The 17,866-nt window shown below is 40.4% G+C and carries 11 protein-coding genes; 7 read left to right on the top strand and 4 right to left on the bottom strand.

Annotated elements, in window-relative coordinates:
• Window positions 1-63: 63 nt before the first annotated feature.
• The 3 genes from V7K45_RS01130 to V7K45_RS01120 form a co-directional block, all read right to left on the bottom strand.
• Complete coding sequence (locus V7K45_RS01130; RefSeq protein ID WP_334999582.1) at window positions 64-4,437, bottom strand: ATP-binding protein; 4,374 nt, start codon at window positions 4,435-4,437, stop codon at window positions 64-66.
• Window positions 4,438-5,044: 607 nt separating this feature from the next.
• On the bottom strand, window positions 5,045-5,599 hold the full coding sequence (locus tag V7K45_RS01125; protein WP_334999580.1) for a RidA family protein: 555 nt from the start codon (window positions 5,597-5,599) through the stop codon (window positions 5,045-5,047).
• 954 nt (window positions 5,600-6,553) lie between these two features.
• Window positions 6,554-8,203, bottom strand: a complete 1,650-nt coding sequence (locus tag V7K45_RS01120; RefSeq protein WP_334999578.1) for a Ppx/GppA phosphatase family protein — start codon at window positions 8,201-8,203, stop codon at window positions 6,554-6,556.
• A gap of 349 nt (window positions 8,204-8,552) precedes the next feature.
• Between V7K45_RS01120 and V7K45_RS01115 the strand changes: the two genes are divergently transcribed.
• The 6 genes from V7K45_RS01115 to V7K45_RS01090 all read left to right on the top strand — a co-directional run bounded on the left by V7K45_RS01115 (window position 8,553) and on the right by V7K45_RS01090 (window position 14,566).
• On the top strand, window positions 8,553-9,434 hold the full coding sequence (locus V7K45_RS01115; protein WP_334999576.1) for a 4-hydroxybenzoate solanesyltransferase: 882 nt from the start codon (window positions 8,553-8,555) through the stop codon (window positions 9,432-9,434).
• A gap of 181 nt (window positions 9,435-9,615) precedes the next feature.
• The gene (locus V7K45_RS01110; protein ID WP_334999574.1) at window positions 9,616-10,245 is read left to right on the top strand and encodes a DUF4126 domain-containing protein; all 630 of its coding nucleotides are present in this window, start codon (window positions 9,616-9,618) and stop codon (window positions 10,243-10,245) included.
• A gap of 371 nt (window positions 10,246-10,616) precedes the next feature.
• Window positions 10,617-10,856, top strand: coding sequence for a hypothetical protein (locus tag V7K45_RS01105; protein ID WP_334999572.1), 240 nt, complete (start codon window positions 10,617-10,619; stop codon window positions 10,854-10,856).
• A gap of 157 nt (window positions 10,857-11,013) precedes the next feature.
• Window positions 11,014-12,012 (top strand): leucine-rich repeat domain-containing protein, encoded by a 999-nt coding sequence (locus tag V7K45_RS01100; RefSeq protein WP_334999570.1) that lies wholly within the window; start codon window positions 11,014-11,016, stop codon window positions 12,010-12,012.
• Between the two features lie 294 nt (window positions 12,013-12,306).
• A complete protein-coding gene (locus V7K45_RS01095; protein WP_334999568.1) occupies window positions 12,307-13,185 on the top strand; it encodes an N-acetylmuramoyl-L-alanine amidase in 879 nt (292 codons plus the stop codon).
• A 124-nt stretch (window positions 13,186-13,309) separates the two neighbouring features.
• On the top strand, window positions 13,310-14,566 hold the full coding sequence (locus V7K45_RS01090; RefSeq protein WP_334999566.1) for an FAD-dependent hydroxylase: 1,257 nt from the start codon (window positions 13,310-13,312) through the stop codon (window positions 14,564-14,566).
• Window positions 14,567-14,756: 190 nt separating this feature from the next.
• On the opposite strand, the gene V7K45_RS01085 is transcribed toward V7K45_RS01090, so the two are convergent.
• Window positions 14,757-16,283, bottom strand: a complete 1,527-nt coding sequence (locus tag V7K45_RS01085; protein ID WP_334999584.1) for a site-2 protease family protein — start codon at window positions 16,281-16,283, stop codon at window positions 14,757-14,759.
• A gap of 193 nt (window positions 16,284-16,476) precedes the next feature.
• Between V7K45_RS01085 and V7K45_RS01080 the strand changes: the two genes are divergently transcribed.
• On the top strand, window positions 16,477-17,208 hold the full coding sequence (locus tag V7K45_RS01080; RefSeq protein ID WP_334999564.1) for an MBL fold metallo-hydrolase: 732 nt from the start codon (window positions 16,477-16,479) through the stop codon (window positions 17,206-17,208).
• Window positions 17,209-17,866: the final 658 nt, after the last annotated feature.

Below are 17,866 nucleotides of genomic sequence, written 5' to 3'. Positions count from 1 at the left end.
TCTGCTTAATATTAAAGATTTCCATGTTTAAAGCTTGTATTTTATCAACTCAGTGCTGCTGGGTCATTTTTTCCTACTTAGTCTAAACTCCAGTCCAATTACACCAGGAATATTTGTTTGACAATTGTCTATAATGACGGTTTCTTGAGTATTTTTAACGTAATTGATCAGTTTTCTCGGAATATATTGGCAAGCATCTATTAGTTGTGAATCAAGAATGGTTTTGACATCAGCCTGGGACTGTTGATCGATAAAGGTAATTGCCCGCACTTGCCAAGTATCTTTTTGAGGAAGGATTAATACAGATGTTTTCGCACCAGAATTTTCTAAGATAATGCGAGTGAGACTGCTGATAAGTGCGTCTAATTCGATACAACTGGAGATAGTTTGAGCTGCTTTGAGAATGCAGGTTAAATCTAGAGCATCAGAAATATTAGTGCTGCTGGTAGTGTAACTAGATGTGCGAGCAATGCTAGCTATGGTTTCTAAAGGATTTAAGTTGAATTCTTGCTGTTGCAAAATGGGTTTTAGTAATTTGGGATAGCGTTTTTCCAAGTCATCAGTTTTAGCTTTTGCTCCCCAACGGGCATAACTGTAATATGCTTGTTGCAGATATCCTTCTGCGGCTTTTTCTTTACCCCATTCTAGGTAAAATTTGGCAGCAAGTTCGTTAGCGATCGCGGCTTCCTGAACATAATCATTGGCGATCGCTTCTTGGATCGCTATTTCATAATAATCTGCGGCTTGTAAGCGATCGCCAGTTACACGAGCTTGTTCAGCTAAAATTAAATTGTACTTGTGCTGATAATTTACTGGTGCATGAGCCGCCCATTCTTGCATTTTTGACTGGTTTTCGGCTACTTTCTGGAGATAAAGCTGTTGCTGTGCTTCATTTACCTGAGAACAAAGAGTTAACAAACTCAAAGATTGATAGAAATTCCGCAAAGGAACAATTAATAACCCTGCTGCTCCCTGTTCATACTGCTCAAATTTTTGGGAATATTCCCAAGCAGATTCATATTCTCCAAAAAGATAAGCCAGTAGCGTTTTTGCTAGATAGACATAACAAATACCATTTATATTATTAGTTTCAATTAAAGTCGGTAACATTTCAACTTCGTGAAAATGCTTACCAATTAAACAACAGGGATTAGCCGCTTCTCCTTGTAAGTTTAGCACTGTCTGCCGCCAGATATTTCCCCAAACCAGAGATACCTCTTGTTTAATTTGCTGCATGAGATCGCAATATTTATCTGCTTCCAGCACAGCATTTTCTAGGTTTTCTCCGCTCCAAAAGAGAAATTGACAATAGCAATTGGCACAATAGCCTACATATTCTAAATTTCCGGTTTCTAATCCACTCTGCAATCCCTCCAAAAACAGATTCAATGTGGATTTAATTGAATCCTTCCAGTGTTTAATAAACAGACTAAATGTTAAATAAACCCTACTTTTAAGTTCTTTAGTTTGAAATTTTTCTAAAAGTTGTACTGCCAGTTTACCAAACTGATACCCATCTTCAATTGCACCAATGCTGCACAAAAATAATCCATAGAGACTGTAAGCAACAGCTGCCTGTGGTGAGTTGCCGTACTTGATACAAATCTCGACCATTGTAAAAATTTTGAGCGGCAATAACATCGGTTTGGCTATATAGACTGGAGCAAACAAACCCGATAATATACGGAGCGCAACTAATTTTTGGGGATCAATCATTTCTGGCATATCTGCCAATGCTGCAATCGATTGATGAACCAACATTTGTTTTAATTGGTCATATTCCTCAAAAATCATTTGAGTGTTGCCCTCTTCAGGTAACGTCAAATCTAATAATTGCAGTGCTTCTCTACCTGTGGCTATTGCTTCAATGAATTTATTTTGTGCCGTATAAGATTGAATTTGAATCTCATAGGTACGAACTTTTTCTAATGGAGATTTAGCGTTTTTGAGGATAATCTCTACTAATGATTTTGATGAATCAAAGTTTGTATTGAGATATTCTGCCTCAGCCGCAGATTCGTAAACAGCAAGGGCCAAATCGTAGCTACTTTGCCAAGCATTTATCGGTAATAAAAGTATTGCCACTTTTAAATACTCAACTGCTGTCGCATAAGCCGTCGAGTTTTTGGCTTTACAACCAGCTATTAGATTTAATTGGGATAAATGTTCTCGCTCGTCAGCTTCTTCTAATAATTCCAATCCGTAATTGAATTGGTTAACGATCGCAAAAATTCCTGACTCTTGCTGCTCTTTAGGTGTATTCTGCAACAACAATTGCCCAATTTGCAAGTGTGTTGACTGTTTTTGTGCTTCTGGAATGAGTGAATAAGCAGCTTGCTGGACGCGATCGTGTAAAAATTTATATACAACCATCTCAGACTGTTCTTGAGTAGCTGCTGGATTTTCGCAACCAACAAAAAACTTATAAACCTCACTTTGTGGCAAAATCAACCCTTCTTGCAAAGCCTTCCATAAACAATCTGCGGTTTCTACCTCCGATTGTTTAGAAACAATTGCTAATGTTTTTAAATCGAACTGATTACCAATACAAGCGGCTAGCTTCAATTGTTGTTGAGTTGATTCTGGTAGTCTTCGTAATTGAAAAACCATAAAATCAACAACATTGTCTGCTAAAGTTTGCTGATTTATTTGAGAAATGTCACATTGCCAACACCCTTCGGCAAAATTGAATTGAATTAGTCGATCTTGATGTAATGATTTCAGAATTTGAGTCGCAAAAAATGGATTCCCTTGAGCTTTACGGTAAATCAATTGTGAAAGAGATAATGCCACGTTTTCTGCACAATTTAACGTATCGGCTACAAGTTGGTTCAATTGTAATTGGTTGAGCGGTTTCAGCGTCAGGCTATTCACCTTTACACCTGTTTTGCGAATTTCATCCAACATCACTATCAATGGATGTGCTGGGAATACTTCATTGTCTCTATAAGCACCAATTAACAATAAATATCCCTGATTAGCTTCATTCATTAATAATTGCATGAGTTTTAATGAAGCTGAATCTACCCACTGTAAGTCATCTAAGAATATGACTAAAGGATGTTCTTTAGTTGTAAATACTTGGAGAAATTTCTGAAATAATAAATTAAATCGGTTTTGTGCTGCGTTACCTGATAATTCTGGCGCAGGTGGTTGTTTGCCAATAATTTTTTCTAATTCGGGAATGACTTCAATAATTACCTGTCCGTCTTCACCTAATGCTTGAATAATTTGATTTTGCCATTTATGTATTTGGACATCACTTTCTGCTAGTAATTGCTCCATGAAGTTACGGAAAGCTTGGACAAATGCAGAAAAAGGAATGTTCCGATTAAATTGGTCAAATTTGCCTTTAATAAAATAACCATGTTGACGAACAATAGGTTTATGCACTTCGTTTACAACGGCAGTTTTACCAATCCCCGAAAACCCAGCTACCAGGATTATTTCTGTTGCTCCCAGGCTGACATTTTCAAATGCTTCTAGCAGAGTTTCTACTTCTGCTTCTCGTCCATAGAGTTTATCAGGGATAATAAATCTATCGCAGACATCCCTTTGGGCAATTGGGAAACTTTCAATTTTGCCAGTTGTTTTCAGTTGAGCTAAACAATTTTCTAAATCATGCTTCAATCCTAATACACTCTGATAGCGATCTTCAGCATTTTTTGACATTAATTTGCTAACGATATCCGAAATTACCGCCGGAATTTGTAAGTTAATTACATCTATTGATGAGGCTACCTTAGCAATATGGGAATGCACCAACTCCATTGGATCGTTTGATTGAAAAGGTAACTCACCTGTGAGTAATTCGTAGAAAGTTACACCAAGTGAATAAAAATCAGTCCGGTAGTCAATTCCCCGATTCATTCTCCCTGTTTGTTCTGGAGAAATATAAGCTAGTGTTCCTTCTAACACATTGGGGCTGATTAGCGTATGCGTTTCCCTTGCTAATAGAGAGGCAATACTAAAGTCGATTAATTTAACTTGTTTGGAATGAGGATTAATTAAAATATTGCTCGGTTTGATATCTTTATGAATGATGCGCTGACTATAGAGTATCTCTAAGGTATTACACAGTGCGATCGCTATTTCTAAAAACTCTTGCAAAAACCTGATATCTTGCGTTTGATCGCGAGCAAAATAATCTTTTAGAGAAATGCCACCAAAATCTTCCATCACCAACGCATAGGCATTTTGATACACCTCCAGGCTGTAGGTTTGGACGATCAAAGATGAGTTGAGATTTTTGGCAATGGTGTACTGATTGCGAAACTGCACTAGTTCGTTGAAGGATGGATACGGATTTTTCAGTAGTTTGATCGCTACAGGTAATGAGTCATTTTCTCGATACCCTCGATAAACTATAGTTCTCGAACCATTGTAGATTTCTTCGATGATTTGGTATCCAGAAATATTAACATGAGTGTCAAACATACTGTTAAATCCGAGTAATTTATAAGTTGATTATTCCCAAATTAATAACGGCAGTTTAATGTTAATTAATAAAGATTACTATGGCTTTACTTTCGAGACCATTTATGAAGAGAAGCTTTAAATTGTAGTGTACATTACACGCTGCTTTAGCTTTAAAGCATCCAATACAGAGATAAAATATCTGGCACAAAGCGTCAAGGTTCTCAATAGTAAATTAGGAACCTACAAAGCGTAAATTAGGAATTTTTTAACTCAAAAATATGCTTGTAAGGGCTGGAGAAATATTAAAAGGGAAAAGGTTATACCATTTTAGATTTTAGATTTTGGATTGGGAATTGCCTTGGTGGATCTGGCTTGGTGTGAATCCATCTATCGCAATCATTTTTCAAAATGGTATTAAAAACCTTTCATTTTTTCCCTTTAAACTTTAAATAGCCAAGCTAACAATAGCTAACTTACTAGTACCTGCTGGAATTTTTATTTAAGTTTAGTAGTCTGACTAAAAGCAATTACCTACTCAAATAGGAGAGACTATTATTGATTAACAGTAGCGGAAGTTTATTACTCCGCCGACTGTTATTAGATAGGGTTATGTTATAACCAGTCCTCAACTACGGTTATCTGGAATTACCGCATAAGCATCAATTTCAAACAACATACCGTCAAGTGCAAGTCTAGGAACGGGAATAAGAGTATTTGCTGGTGGTTTATTCCCCCATAAATTTATAATTTCACGTCCTAACGGAATCAATTTATTTTGGTTGTGATCCACTATAAGAACAGTAGTTTTTGCGACATCTTGTGGTTGTGCCCCAACCGCTGCTAAGGCATAACGGAGGTTTTTAAAAGCCTGTATTAACTGCTTTTCAAAGTCATCGGAGACAAGATTCCCTTGTAAATCGGAACCAAATTGACCAGAAATATAGACGGTTCTTGCCCTTGATGGTGTCACAGCTATATGGCTATAGCCATTTTGGGGTGCATTATATAATGTTGGTGGGTTCACCAATTTCAACTCTTTGTTGTCTTTAGCGCTCACTTCTTTTTGTGTTCCCACCATCAAGGCGGTAGTTATTCCACTACCTCCAAGCCACAAAAGTGCATTTCGTCGCGAGAAGTTTGCTACTAGCGAATTTACAGCACTGGTAATAGGTTTAGTCATTAAAGCTCCTTAAATGTGAGTTCTCTATTTTGCTCATACTTAGTTTTATTATCTATCCAATCGAACTAAAAAGCACTATACAGTAAAATTATTCAGTGTAATTGCATAAATTATAAGTCTGGATCGGTTTCAGTTAGTTTAGCTTCCAATATGTATACAGTTAAAAATTATACTAAATCAGGTTGTTAACCCTCTAAAAACTGTATTAGGCGATCGCGTAGTATTTTTGTAATAACTTCAGAGCGCAAACAACAGTCGTAGGGGCGCAAGTCCTTACGCCCCCAATACTGTTCGCTTTGTGCATTTTTAACTTGAAATTGGGTTTGGGGAAAAGGTTAAAGCTTTTCTTTTCCCTTTTCCCCTGCCCCTTATCCCCAGAGGGGGCCCCACCTTCCCCTTTTCCCCTTAACCGAAAGGTATTGCTTACGCCCCTACTTCTTGCTAGGCTTTGTCTCCCTTCCCCTTTCTAAGCTTCTGCGCAATTTTCTTTTGCAGTTCTCAATATTATGTCTGCATGATTACTTATTGAACTAGTGAAATTTTATATAAGGATATCTAAGTTTCCCGGCTTAGATATCCACTAGCAACATAACCTACATTTAATAGATTGTTAACTCTATTCTAATTACTATTTTTTGTTTTTAAATGGTTCTTGGGACAGTTTTTAATTCATCCTTAAGTTGGATGTCAGAATTAGATATATATTCTAAAAGTTGGATGTCAGGATTAGATATATATTTTAATTTAATACATTTTGCAAATCTAATTAATATTTTGATTCTATAATATAATGGTAGTTGTTAATAACACCTTCTTAAGAAGTTATTAGATAAATTTTCTGATTTTTACCTGAAGCTTTTATATTGAGACTAACTTCTCAAGCTGATTAGCGATCGCAAGCATAAACATAAGCAATGTACAGGTGCGTTACACTGTGTTAACGCACCCTAATTTCTAAGACAAGTTAGTAACACTAGACTTTTCTAAACTTGCTACTAATTTCACTCCAAATTCTTCCTCAAACACTCCTTTTTTATAATTTAAGCTCCAAAGTTCTAAATCACAATCATCATCTGATTGAGTTGGAAAAATTAGCAGATTGACCTGCTTAAGTTGTGGATAATACTCACATTGCACTTGAGCGACTGCACCAATTTGTCGTCTATCTAATGCTACTGCCAATCTTAAAATTGCACTTAATTGACTAACAATTTGTCGTTGTTGTTTGGTCAGCAAACTCTGGTAGTTTTCATGTTTTTTCTTGGGCGGTGATTTGCGATGATAACGCGCTAAATTAGCAATAATTTCAATTTCGGTTTCTGTATAACCGAGTAATTCTCCATTGCGAATTAAATAGTAAGAGTGCTTGTGGTGAGACGAATGGCTGATATAATGACCGCAATTGTGTAATATGGCGGCTGCCCAGAGCATTTGTCGTTCATCAGTTCCCCAATGATGTAGAGTACCTTGAGTTTGGTCAAATAAACTCTCGGCAAATTTTGCCACGCGATCGCTGTATTCTAAATTGATATGGTATTTATCTGCCAGTTTGAGAACATTCCGTTCCCGAACTGAACTTTGGTAGCGTAGCTTATCTTCAATTAAACCGTGGGTTAACATCCAGTCTACGATTACGCCTTCTCTCAGAGAACGCTCACAAACTGTAACCGATTCACTACCCAAGAGAGTCATTGCTTCTTGTAATATGACTGCGCCAGCGAGGATAACTTCAGGGCGTTTCTCTGGCATACCAGGAATCTCAGCCCTTTCGGAATTACTCAGTTTCCGCAAGCGATTTACCAACTCTTGCAAGTCTTGAAGACTAAATTGGTAGCCATTGAGAGTGGAAGGAATAACACCCGACTTTTCCCGTGCATGAATCATCGCCAGGGTTTCAATTGTACCCGCCGTACCTACCAAACGCGGAGATTCCCCAGACTCTAGATTTGCTAAGATTTCTTCTACAGAACGTTCCAACATCCCGCGTGCATAAGCTTGCAGATACTGGAACTCAGTGGTACTGATGGGGTCAGTAGTGATTAACTCGCTAGTGAGTCGCACTGCACCAACTTTGGTACTGGTGAGAGTCCGGGCTTGATGACTATCGCCTAAAATTAATTCTGTGGAACCACCGCCAATATCAATAATCATGTGAGGCTGGTTGTTAAATTCCATCCCCGACAGCACGCCAAGATAGATTCGCCGCGCTTCTTCTTGACCAGAAATCAAGTTAACGCTTAAACCCAACTCCGTTTCTATTGTGTGCAAAAAATCTTTACCATTGGGCGCTTCTCGCACAGCACTAGTTGCCACAGCGATGATTGTTTCAGCGTTGATAGTTTTGGCAACTTCTTGGAAGCGTCCTAAAGCAGCGATCGCCTTTTTAACGATCTCTGGTTTGAGTTCTCCAGTGGTAAGATTGCGATCGCCAAGCCTCACAGTTTCCTTTTCTCTAGCAATAATGCTGAAAGCTGGTAGTGTGGGGTCAATCTTGACTACTACCATGTGTAGAGAATTTGTTCCCAGGTCAATGGCAGCAATAATCCGATGTTGCTTAGATGGTTGAGTAGGAATACTCTCCCAGCTAGAAACTAAATTCAGCATCTAGTTTTCTCTCTTTATTAAGAAATGATGGCAAACGGTGATATGTCGGGGTAGCTAGCACTGATATTTATGACAACACACTTGCTCAGACTGAGTGCCGTTAGCGGTAGCAGGGCGTTAAGCCAGTGCTGAATATTGAGTAAATTAAAAAATACTCAGCATTCGCAACTCAGCTTGATCGAGGGTAAATGAGCTATGTATATTCACCCTACTATTTATAACCGCAGTGACTATTTAAAGATATTTAAAGTTGCCACTTTGGGTTATGTTTTTACAAATAACAAATAACGTTATTCTATAGATGTAAAGAAGTGTGAATTCATCTCTCTAAAGCTATTTGTTGATTTCTATGTTAACGACGCCAGAACGCCCCCAGTCACCAATTTGGCTTGTAATTATCCGGCTTTTACGCTGGCATAAACCAGAAGGGCGGTTAATTTTAATGATTCCTGCTCTTTGGGCTGTGTTTTTGGCAGCTTCAGGAAAACCGCCTTTACCTCTGGTTGGTGTGATTATATTGGGTACTCTGGCCACGAGTGCGGCTGGGTGTGTTGTCAACGATTTGTGGGATCGGAATATCGATCCAGAAGTGGAGAGAACACGCGATCGCCCCCTCGCTTCTCGTGCCTTATCTGTGAAAGTTGGGATTGTAGTTGCTATAGTCTCGCTAGCGTGTGCAGCAGTTTTAGCCTTTTATCTTAACCCCCTGAGTTTCTGGTTATGCGTGGCAGCAGTGCCTGTAATTTTGCTTTATCCAGGTGCAAAGCGGGTATTTCCTGTACCGCAACTGGTTCTTTCCATCGCTTGGGGTTTTGGGGTTTTGATTAGCTGGAGTGCAGTAACGCAAAGCATTTCTCAACCAACCTGGTTGCTTTGGGGCGCGACTGTATTGTGGACATTGGGATTTGATACAGTTTACGCCATGAGCGACAAGGAAGACGATCGCCGCATTGGTGTTAATTCTAGCGCCCTATTTTTTGGTAATTATGCCCCTCTAGCAATTGGAATTTTCTTTGCTGGCACAATCTTGTTATTGTCTTGGTTAGGCGTAGTTATACATCTGCACTTAGCCTTCTGGATTAGCCTTGCAGTTGCTACTATCGCATGGATTTGGCAGTCTCTGCGATTAAGAAACCGATACTTACCTAATTCTGCTTATGGTAAGATGTTCCAGCAAAATGTGTGGATTGGTTTTATTTTACTTGCTGGGATGATTGCTGGATCTTTATAAGGAGTAAATTGGATTTACCCCCCTTAATCCCAGAGCTGTTTCATTCCCTAAAATCTGATTCTACATATAGTCAGATGAAATATTGCCGCCAAGTTTCTTATCTTGGGATTACAGCTTAGAGTTGTTACTGCGTTCAGCTCAAAGATGGAAAAAACACCAGGAGTATAACTTGAGTCTTACTATGGATTTAAATTATTTGTTCAATTTAAATACATTTATTGAATTATTACTGGGGATTAGTTTGAGCGCGGCGGCTGGCTTTCGAGTATTTGTACCACTGTTAGCATTGAGTCTGGCTTCAGTTTTTGGACATTTTGATTTGCCGACTGACTTTGATTGGGTGGAAACACCTCAAGCTGTAATTGTATTTGCAGTCGCTTGTTCGCTAGAAATTATCGGTTATTACATTCCTTGGTTGGATCATCTGCTGGATATTGTAGCCACTCCTGCGGCATTTATCGCCGGGACAATCGTCACAGCATCTGTTGCTCCAGAGATGAATCCACTGGTGCAATGGACGTTAGCTTTAGTTGCTGGTGGTGGAACCGCAGGATTAACTCAGGGATTAACGAATATATTGCGGATAAGTTCTACAGGCGTTTCCGGTGGATTAACCAATCCAGTTGTGTCAACTATTGAATTGCTCATCGCCATCGGACTGTCTGTGCTGGCGCTAGCTTTACCAGTGGTAGCAGGAACGATCGTGATTGGTTTTCTAATAATAGCTATTCAAAGAATTTGGAATTTCTTCTTGAATAAACCATCTTCTCAAATTAACGAAACCGTTTCTCCATCAAGAGAATTGGGATAAGTAGTTATGGATTTGTTTCATCGCTGCGACGCTGAATAGCCCGTCGTAGACATCGCAATTATAAAGCGATCGTAGTCTTCGGGTGTGTTAGCACGAAAGTTGAGGAAAATCGTATTGCCACCTAACCCGCCTGGAACTCAAAGTTCCAGGCTAATAGCATAACTCCACTAAAGTGGACTAAAACCGCTTCTTAGTCTTCTTTAGAAGACTTTAGCTATTAGCCTCAGAATTCATTCTGAGGCGGTTGTTGGGAATGGGCGCGAAAGTGTAACGCACCTTTTATACTCGTGAACAAGTCTTTGATACTCGTGAGCGAGTCTTTTACACTCGCCGATGAGTCTTTGATACTCGCTGATGAGTTTTTGATACTCGTGAGCGAGCCTTTAATACTCGCTGATGAGTCTTTGATACTCGTGAGCGAGCCTTTAATACTCACCGATGAGTCTTTGATACTCGTGAGCGAGTCTTTAATACTCACCGATGAGTCTTTGATACTCGTGAACGAGTCTTTGATACTCGCCGATGAGTCTTTTATACTCGTGAGCGAGTCTTTTACACTCGCCGATGAGTCTTTTATACTCGTGAATGAATCAATGTTATTGCAAGGTTAGCGATGTCTACGACGGGCTACGCTTACGCACCCTGCTAATTTAAATATTACATACAGCTGTTTCTTGGCAGATAGAACACATTAATCTAGCCCTATTCTCCATAACCTGTAATACACTAATCTGGTAAATATCCCTACAAATTTGGTGAGGTTTGCAGGTGACAAACGAAGAACTGTTGCAAGTTATTGAACGAGCTGCCAGGGAAAAGGCAACAGTGCTATCCCTCTATAACAAGAAACTCAGCAGGCTGCTGCCAGAAATCAGCCAACTTTCCAACTTGAGATCGCTAGCCCTCGATCAAAATCAACTCAGTAGCCTACCGCCAGAAGTCTGCCAACTCTCCAAATTGACAGTGCTAGACCTCAATAACAATCAACTCAGCAGCCTGCCGCCAGAAATCAGCCAACTTTCCAACTTGAGATGGCTATCCCTCTTTAACAATCAACTCAGCAGCCTGCCGTCAGAAATTAGCCAACTCTCCAACTTGACTGAGCTATACCTCGATAACAATCAACTCAGCAACCTGCCGCCAGAAATCTGCCAACTCTATAACTTGACAACGCTAGCCCTTAATCACAATCAACTCAGCAGCCTGCCGCCAGAATTTAACCAACTCTCCAACTTGACTGAGTTAGCCCTCAATCACAATCAACTCAGCAACCTGCCGCCAGAATTTAACCAACTCTCCAAATTGACTGAGCTATACCTCTCTAACAATCAACTCAGCAGTCTGCCGACAGAATTCAGCCAACTCTCAAACTTGACAATGCTAGTCCTGAATCACAATCAACTCAGTAGCCTGCCACCAAAAATTAGCCAACTCTCTAACTTGACTGAGCTACACCTCTCTAACAATCAACTCAGCAGTCTGCCGACAGAATTCAGCCAACTCTCAAACTTGCTTGAGCTAGACCTCTCTGACAATCAACTTAGCAGTCTGCCGCCAGAAATCTGCCAACTCTCAAATTTGACTGAGCTATACCTCGATAACAATCAACTCAGTAGTCTGCCGCCAGAAATCTGCCAACTCTCAAACTTGACTGAGCTATATCTCTCTAATAATCCACAATTAAGCTCACCGCCGCCTGAAATTGTTGAGCAGGGAACGCAGGTAATTTTGAACTATCTTCGAGCCAGGTTAGAAGCTAAAGGATAATATTTTTCTAAGCTGCTAGTAGTTGGTGAAGAGGATGTGGGTAAAACATCATTAAAAGCGCTACACGATGAAGATTTTCACACCCACGAATCCACTACCCACGGCATTGAAATTAAATAGCTTTTAACAGCACTATTGCAGGGATTATCAAGGTATATTTGACTAGAATTAAGGTATTATAGCGATGATTATTTGGATACCATAAGCGGTAGGGGTTTACAGAAATGCGCCTCTACAACTGACACGCCAGTTTAGCTATAAATTAATATCTACCGTTTTACGGGTATTAGAAAAATGAAGTTTACAGACTGGGTGACTAGGGTGCTACTAATCTGGCTGATGTTCGCCACTTTAATTGTAGTGCTGCTAATTGGACGAGCAACAAAATTACACAACAATCCGACAACCTCCCGTGCAGCCAATCCACAGGTTACAGCTTTCAGTAAATATCCCCAGGCGCAATTTCAATCAGCGAAAGAGCCAGAGAAGAAATTTCAAAATGTTATCAAGTCCCCAGTCAAGACTAACCAGCCTCTAGCAAGGTACATAACCACTCAAGCTTTTGCACGTTACAGACCTAATTATCAAGTTGCTTCAGTTGACCCAAGTAACTATGGTGAACGTTACACCCAAGATGTTAATGGCATTCCTCTCAGCAATCAACCAATTATCGTCATCCATGAAACTGGTTATTCAGCTTCTAGCGCCATCAATTTCTTTCAAGTAGCACATAACGATGAAAGCGTGCAAGCAAGTTACCACGCTTTAATCAAGTTAGACGGAACGGTAGTTTATCTAGTACCCCCAGAAAAGCGGGCTTTTGGTGCAGCCAACTCTGTGTTTGATGGTTCTCAGGGAGTGGAAACTGTACAGACTAATCCGAATTTACCCGCGTCCGTGAATAATTTTGCTTATCACGTATCTTTGGAAACACCGCCAGATAGTTATGACAGTAGCAGTCAACAAACCCATAGCGGTTACACGGAGGCTCAATATCATTCTCTTGCTTGGTTAATTGCTCAAAGTCAAGTCCCAGACGATCGCATCACTACGCACCATTTAGTAGATCGTTCTGGTAAAAAAGTTGACCCGATAAATTTTGATGGTCATAAATTTCTTAGCTTACTTAATACTTATCGTCAGGTTAGACCAATTTATCGAGTCAGCAAATAATTTGTGGAGACGCGAAAATTCGCGTCTCTACAAGGGTTATGGATAAAATTTTGAATTGTTAACTTGCTCAAGAAGGCGCGATCGCGTCAAAATAAGAGTTAAGACGCTGTAATCTAACTTAACAATGACCATCACGCAGCTTGAGCAAATTTCCCCTCAACTAACACCGCCAAATGAGCGGGGATATGAATATGATTTGGTAATTGTCGGCGGTGGGATTATTGGGTTAACTCTAGCTTCTGCTTTAAAAGATTCTGGTTTGAGTATTTTGCTAATTGAGGCAAAAGTTGCATCAACGGCGGTAGCCAAGGGACAAGCTTATGCAGTTCATCAGCTTTCGTCGCTAATTTATCAAGGAATTGGCGTTTGGGACAAAATGTTACCTCAAATCGCCAAATATTGCCGAGTCCGTCTTTCGGATGCCGATCATCCCGATGTGGTGGAATTTACCACAGATGATATAAATACAGCAGAGTTGGGTTATGTGGCGGAACACCAAGCTTTGTTGCAGCCGTTGCAAGATTTCGTCCAAGATTGCCCCAACGTGACTTATTTGTGTCCGGCGGAAGTGGTAAATACCCAATACCAGCAGAATATAGTCGCCATCGAGATAAAAATTGCCGATCGCTTAAAGACAGTTCGCAGCAAATTAGTTGTAGCAGCAGATGGATCGCGATCGCCAATTCGGCAAGCTGCTGGAATCAAAACCTCTGGCTGGAAATATTGGCAATCTTGCATTGTGGCATTTGTCAAACCAGAAAAACCCCACAATAACACCGCTTACGAAAGATTTTGGTCTAGCGGCCCCTTTGCGATTTTACCTTTACCGGGGAACCGTTGCCGCATTGTCTGGACAGCCCCCCATGAAGAAGCAAAAGCTTTGTGTGCTTTAAATGATGAGCAATTTTTGGCAGAACTAAGCCGCCGCTATGGCGATCAAATGGGAAAATTGGAATTACTAGGCGATCGCTTTGTTTTTCAGGTACAACTTATGCAAAGCGATCGCTACGTTCTCCCACGACTGGCATTAATTGGTGATGCGGCACACAATTGCCATCCCGTCGGCGGACAAGGTTTAAATTTGGGCATTCGGGATGCAGCAGCTTTAGCGCAAGTAATTCAAGCAGCGCACAAAGCGGGTAAAGATATTGGTGACATTCAGATTCTCAAAGGTTATGAACGCTGGCGCAAGCTAGAGAATCTGACAATTTTAGGTTTCACCGATTTGTTAGATCGGATGTTTTCTAATAATTTCTTTCCTGTGGTGGTGGTTCGTCGCTTGGGTTTATGGTTTTTGCAGCGAGTACCTGTATTAAAAGTATTTATGCTGAAATTGATGATTGGCTTGAAGGGGCGGACTCCAGAATTAGCAAAACGATAAGGCTTGAGAATGTCATGGAAGAGGACAAGGGGAAAACCTCATAGACAAATCTATGGACTGCTGAGAGATAACGATCGCGATCGCTTATACAGCCAATTTCAAGGAAAGTAAAGTACACAACGATTTGCCTCAAAGCCAGGTAAAAAGACTGTTTTACTTCAGAATTCTGACTCCTGAATTCTGAATCTTTTTAAATTTGCAAAAAGTTAGCGATCGCCTGCGGTAATGGCAGAATAATTACAATCAACAAAGCCATTGCCAGTAACCCCCAAACGTCACGTTTGTTATCCAATTCAGTGACATCATTCAGTGCAGGTTCATCAACCAACGGCATAAATAATAAGATAATCGCCCACACCAAAAATTCTTCTCTAACTAAAGAAAGCAACAGCAACAACACGCGGGCAATTTGACCAATTACGATCGCAGTTCGTTGTCCAAACATCGCATGGACAATGTGACCTCCATCTAATTGTCCCACAGGCATTAAATTTAACGCTGTGACAATTAGTCCTAAGAAACCTGCTACTGCAACTGGATGCAAATCGAGGGCTGATTTTGCCGTTAACTGACTTCCTAAAGCTAACTTAGAGAGTATAGCCAGTAAAATTGAATACTTAGGATTGAGAGCATCAGGATTTAAAAGTCGGGTTTTTTCAGTCAGGGAAACCACATCAGAATGAGCCAAACCCCATATTAGTAATGGTAAGGTGACAACAAAACCTGCAATTGGCCCAGCAATACTAATATCAAATAAAGCTTTGCGGTTAGGAATGGGACTACGCATCTGAATAAATGCGCCAAAAGTTCCTAAGAAGAAAGGCACGGGAATAAAGTAAGGCAACGTCGAGCGAATCTTGTAAAATTTAGCTGTCAAATAATGCCCAAGTTCGTGAATGCCTAAAATAGTCATCAGTCCTAGAGCATAAGGCAATCCCTTGAATAGGACTTCTGGGTTAGATAGAAGTTTGAACAAAGATCCAATTTGCCAGATAGGCGGCAGAGTAACACCAGCATTTTCCACTCCCACCAAGGTAGTAGTGATCAAAGTAGCTACTAGCAGCATCAGCGCTAATCCTGGTCGAGTTAATCGTTCCTGGTTGCGTCGTGGTGTATCTGTCTGTTTAGCAGCTTGAGTATTGGGAACCAGGACAAAGAAAGGTTTGCCATTGAAGCCTTCTTGAAAAATCAGCAAGAAGCGATCGCCAAATTGTGCTTCAATATTAGTTTTAATCTGCTGGTAAGCGTTGCTGGCTTTAGTTCGCAACTGACCCCGGCAAATCACAGATTGTGGTCGATACTCAATATTTTGAACGTAGTATACAGACCAAGGAAAACAATTTCGCAGTTGCGTTTCTTCGGCTGGTTCAATGGGACGCACTATTGGTTCTGGGGTAGGCTGGATAGTCGGTTGTGATTCTGAGGCTGGGGGGGTTTGGGCTTGGTCTGTCTGTGTATCTCTTGGTACTTGACGCCCCCATTGAAACAACACCCAGTACAAGACTGTGCAGACAAATACTGACCAGAGGATCAGTTCTGGCGGTGGAGGTTGTTTCGCCCCGTAGATTAGCGTCCATCCACTCAACAGGAATGCTGGTGTCATTAAAACCAGCCACAACAACCATACTGGTGTGCGGGTGATGTGAGCAACGCTGCGCTGCACCATTAGATAAGTAGCAAGCCCCAGCAGGAGGATAAACAGAAACCAAAATGCCATGTTCTCTTCAGTAATTTTGACAAAACGCCCCACCAGTAGCTTCAGCACCATAGCATTAACTACTAGGCAGACCTCAAATCCCAATTTTCTTCACAACGGTTAACAGTGCTGGTTAACGCTCAAGTTGCAATTTTTGAGCATTTCCGCACTGTAATCAAATTGTCCACAACTCCTCAGTTTCGGTTCTTTGATTATGTGCCCTTTACCTCAACAGCCAAGTCATACAACTAAACCGCCACGGGCTGTCTTCCCGGACGAAGTACTGAGCGGAGGTTCTCTGCAATCGGACTTCGCACAAGAGAGCATTTTTGCCTTTCCACCCAATCGGGACACATTAGGGGGAACCTCTTATTTTATTGTAAGAAATGAAGGCAATATCCTCATAGATTGCCCTGCATTAGAAAAAACAAATCAAGATTTTTTGCGATCGCATGGAGGTGTGCGTTGGTTATTTATCACCCATCGCGGCGCTATTGGCAAGACTGCTGAATTTCAGCAAGACTTTGGCTGCGAGGTGCTGATTCAAGAGCAAGAAGCGTATTTATTGCCAGGCTTAACCGTAACTACCTTCAGGCAAGAATTTACTCTTGATGCTGCAACACAAGTTATTTGGACACCAGGGCATTCTCCCGGTTCATCTTGTCTCTACTACAGCGAACTTGGAGGTATATTATTTTCTGGTCGCCATTTACTCCCTAACCAGCACGGTCAACCAGTACCATTACGGATAGCTAAAACCTTTCACTGGCCAAGGCAAATTCAGAGCATTCGATTATTGTTAGAACGTTTTACACCAGAAACTCTCCAGTATATTTGTCCTGGAGCTAATACAGGCTTTCTTAGAGGTAAGCGGTTTATAGATCGAGCTTATCAACACCTCGCCTCTTTAGATTTGCCAGCTTTGCTGGGGATACAATCACTTTAGAGGTAGCAGGCTGTTGAGCATCGCAAGGATGCTTTTTGCAAGAGGGGGAAAAGGTTTTGGTTAAAGAGGAAGGGGACAATACAGAACCTTTTCCCTTTCCCCCCCGCCCCTTATCCCCACAGGCAGGGTGGTTTTATACTGTTCTAAATGCTCTACCAAAAAAGTGAAGAGTATAATTAATCTGACTACTTAACAAGTACTGCCAATAGTTAAGTTTAGTAAATTTTATAAAATACAGGATTTATATTATGTATTCTAAACTGATTTTCTGATGATTTGAAGAATACTTAGCGCACTCGATTACTGTTACTAATTTCAGCAATCCCCTTTGAGTCCGCCATTTTTTATAGTATAAAAATACTACAAAGAGCGTAAGTCCTGGGTATTTGTAAATGTCTAGCTCTTACTATGCAAAGTAAATTTGCACCACAACAGCAAGATGATGCTATGGGACTCATATCTGATTTTTGAACAATATTTCAGATAAAACCCCGATCAAACGGGCTTTTGGGTCTCATTATGTTTTCAGAAATCAAATTTATCTGATTTTTGAACAATATTTCAGATAAAACCCCGATCAAACGGGCTTTTGGGTCTCATTATGTTTTCAGAAATCAAATTAAAGTCCTATAAGTACAGTTTTGCGTAAAATCATGAC

Origin of the sequence: Nostoc sp. (genome assembly GCF_036917375.1) — a bacterium.
Taxonomy (GTDB): Bacteria; Cyanobacteriota; Cyanobacteriia; order Cyanobacteriales; family Nostocaceae; genus Nostoc.
Note: the sequence above shows the minus strand (reverse complement) of the source record. Positions and strands in the feature narration are given on the sequence as shown.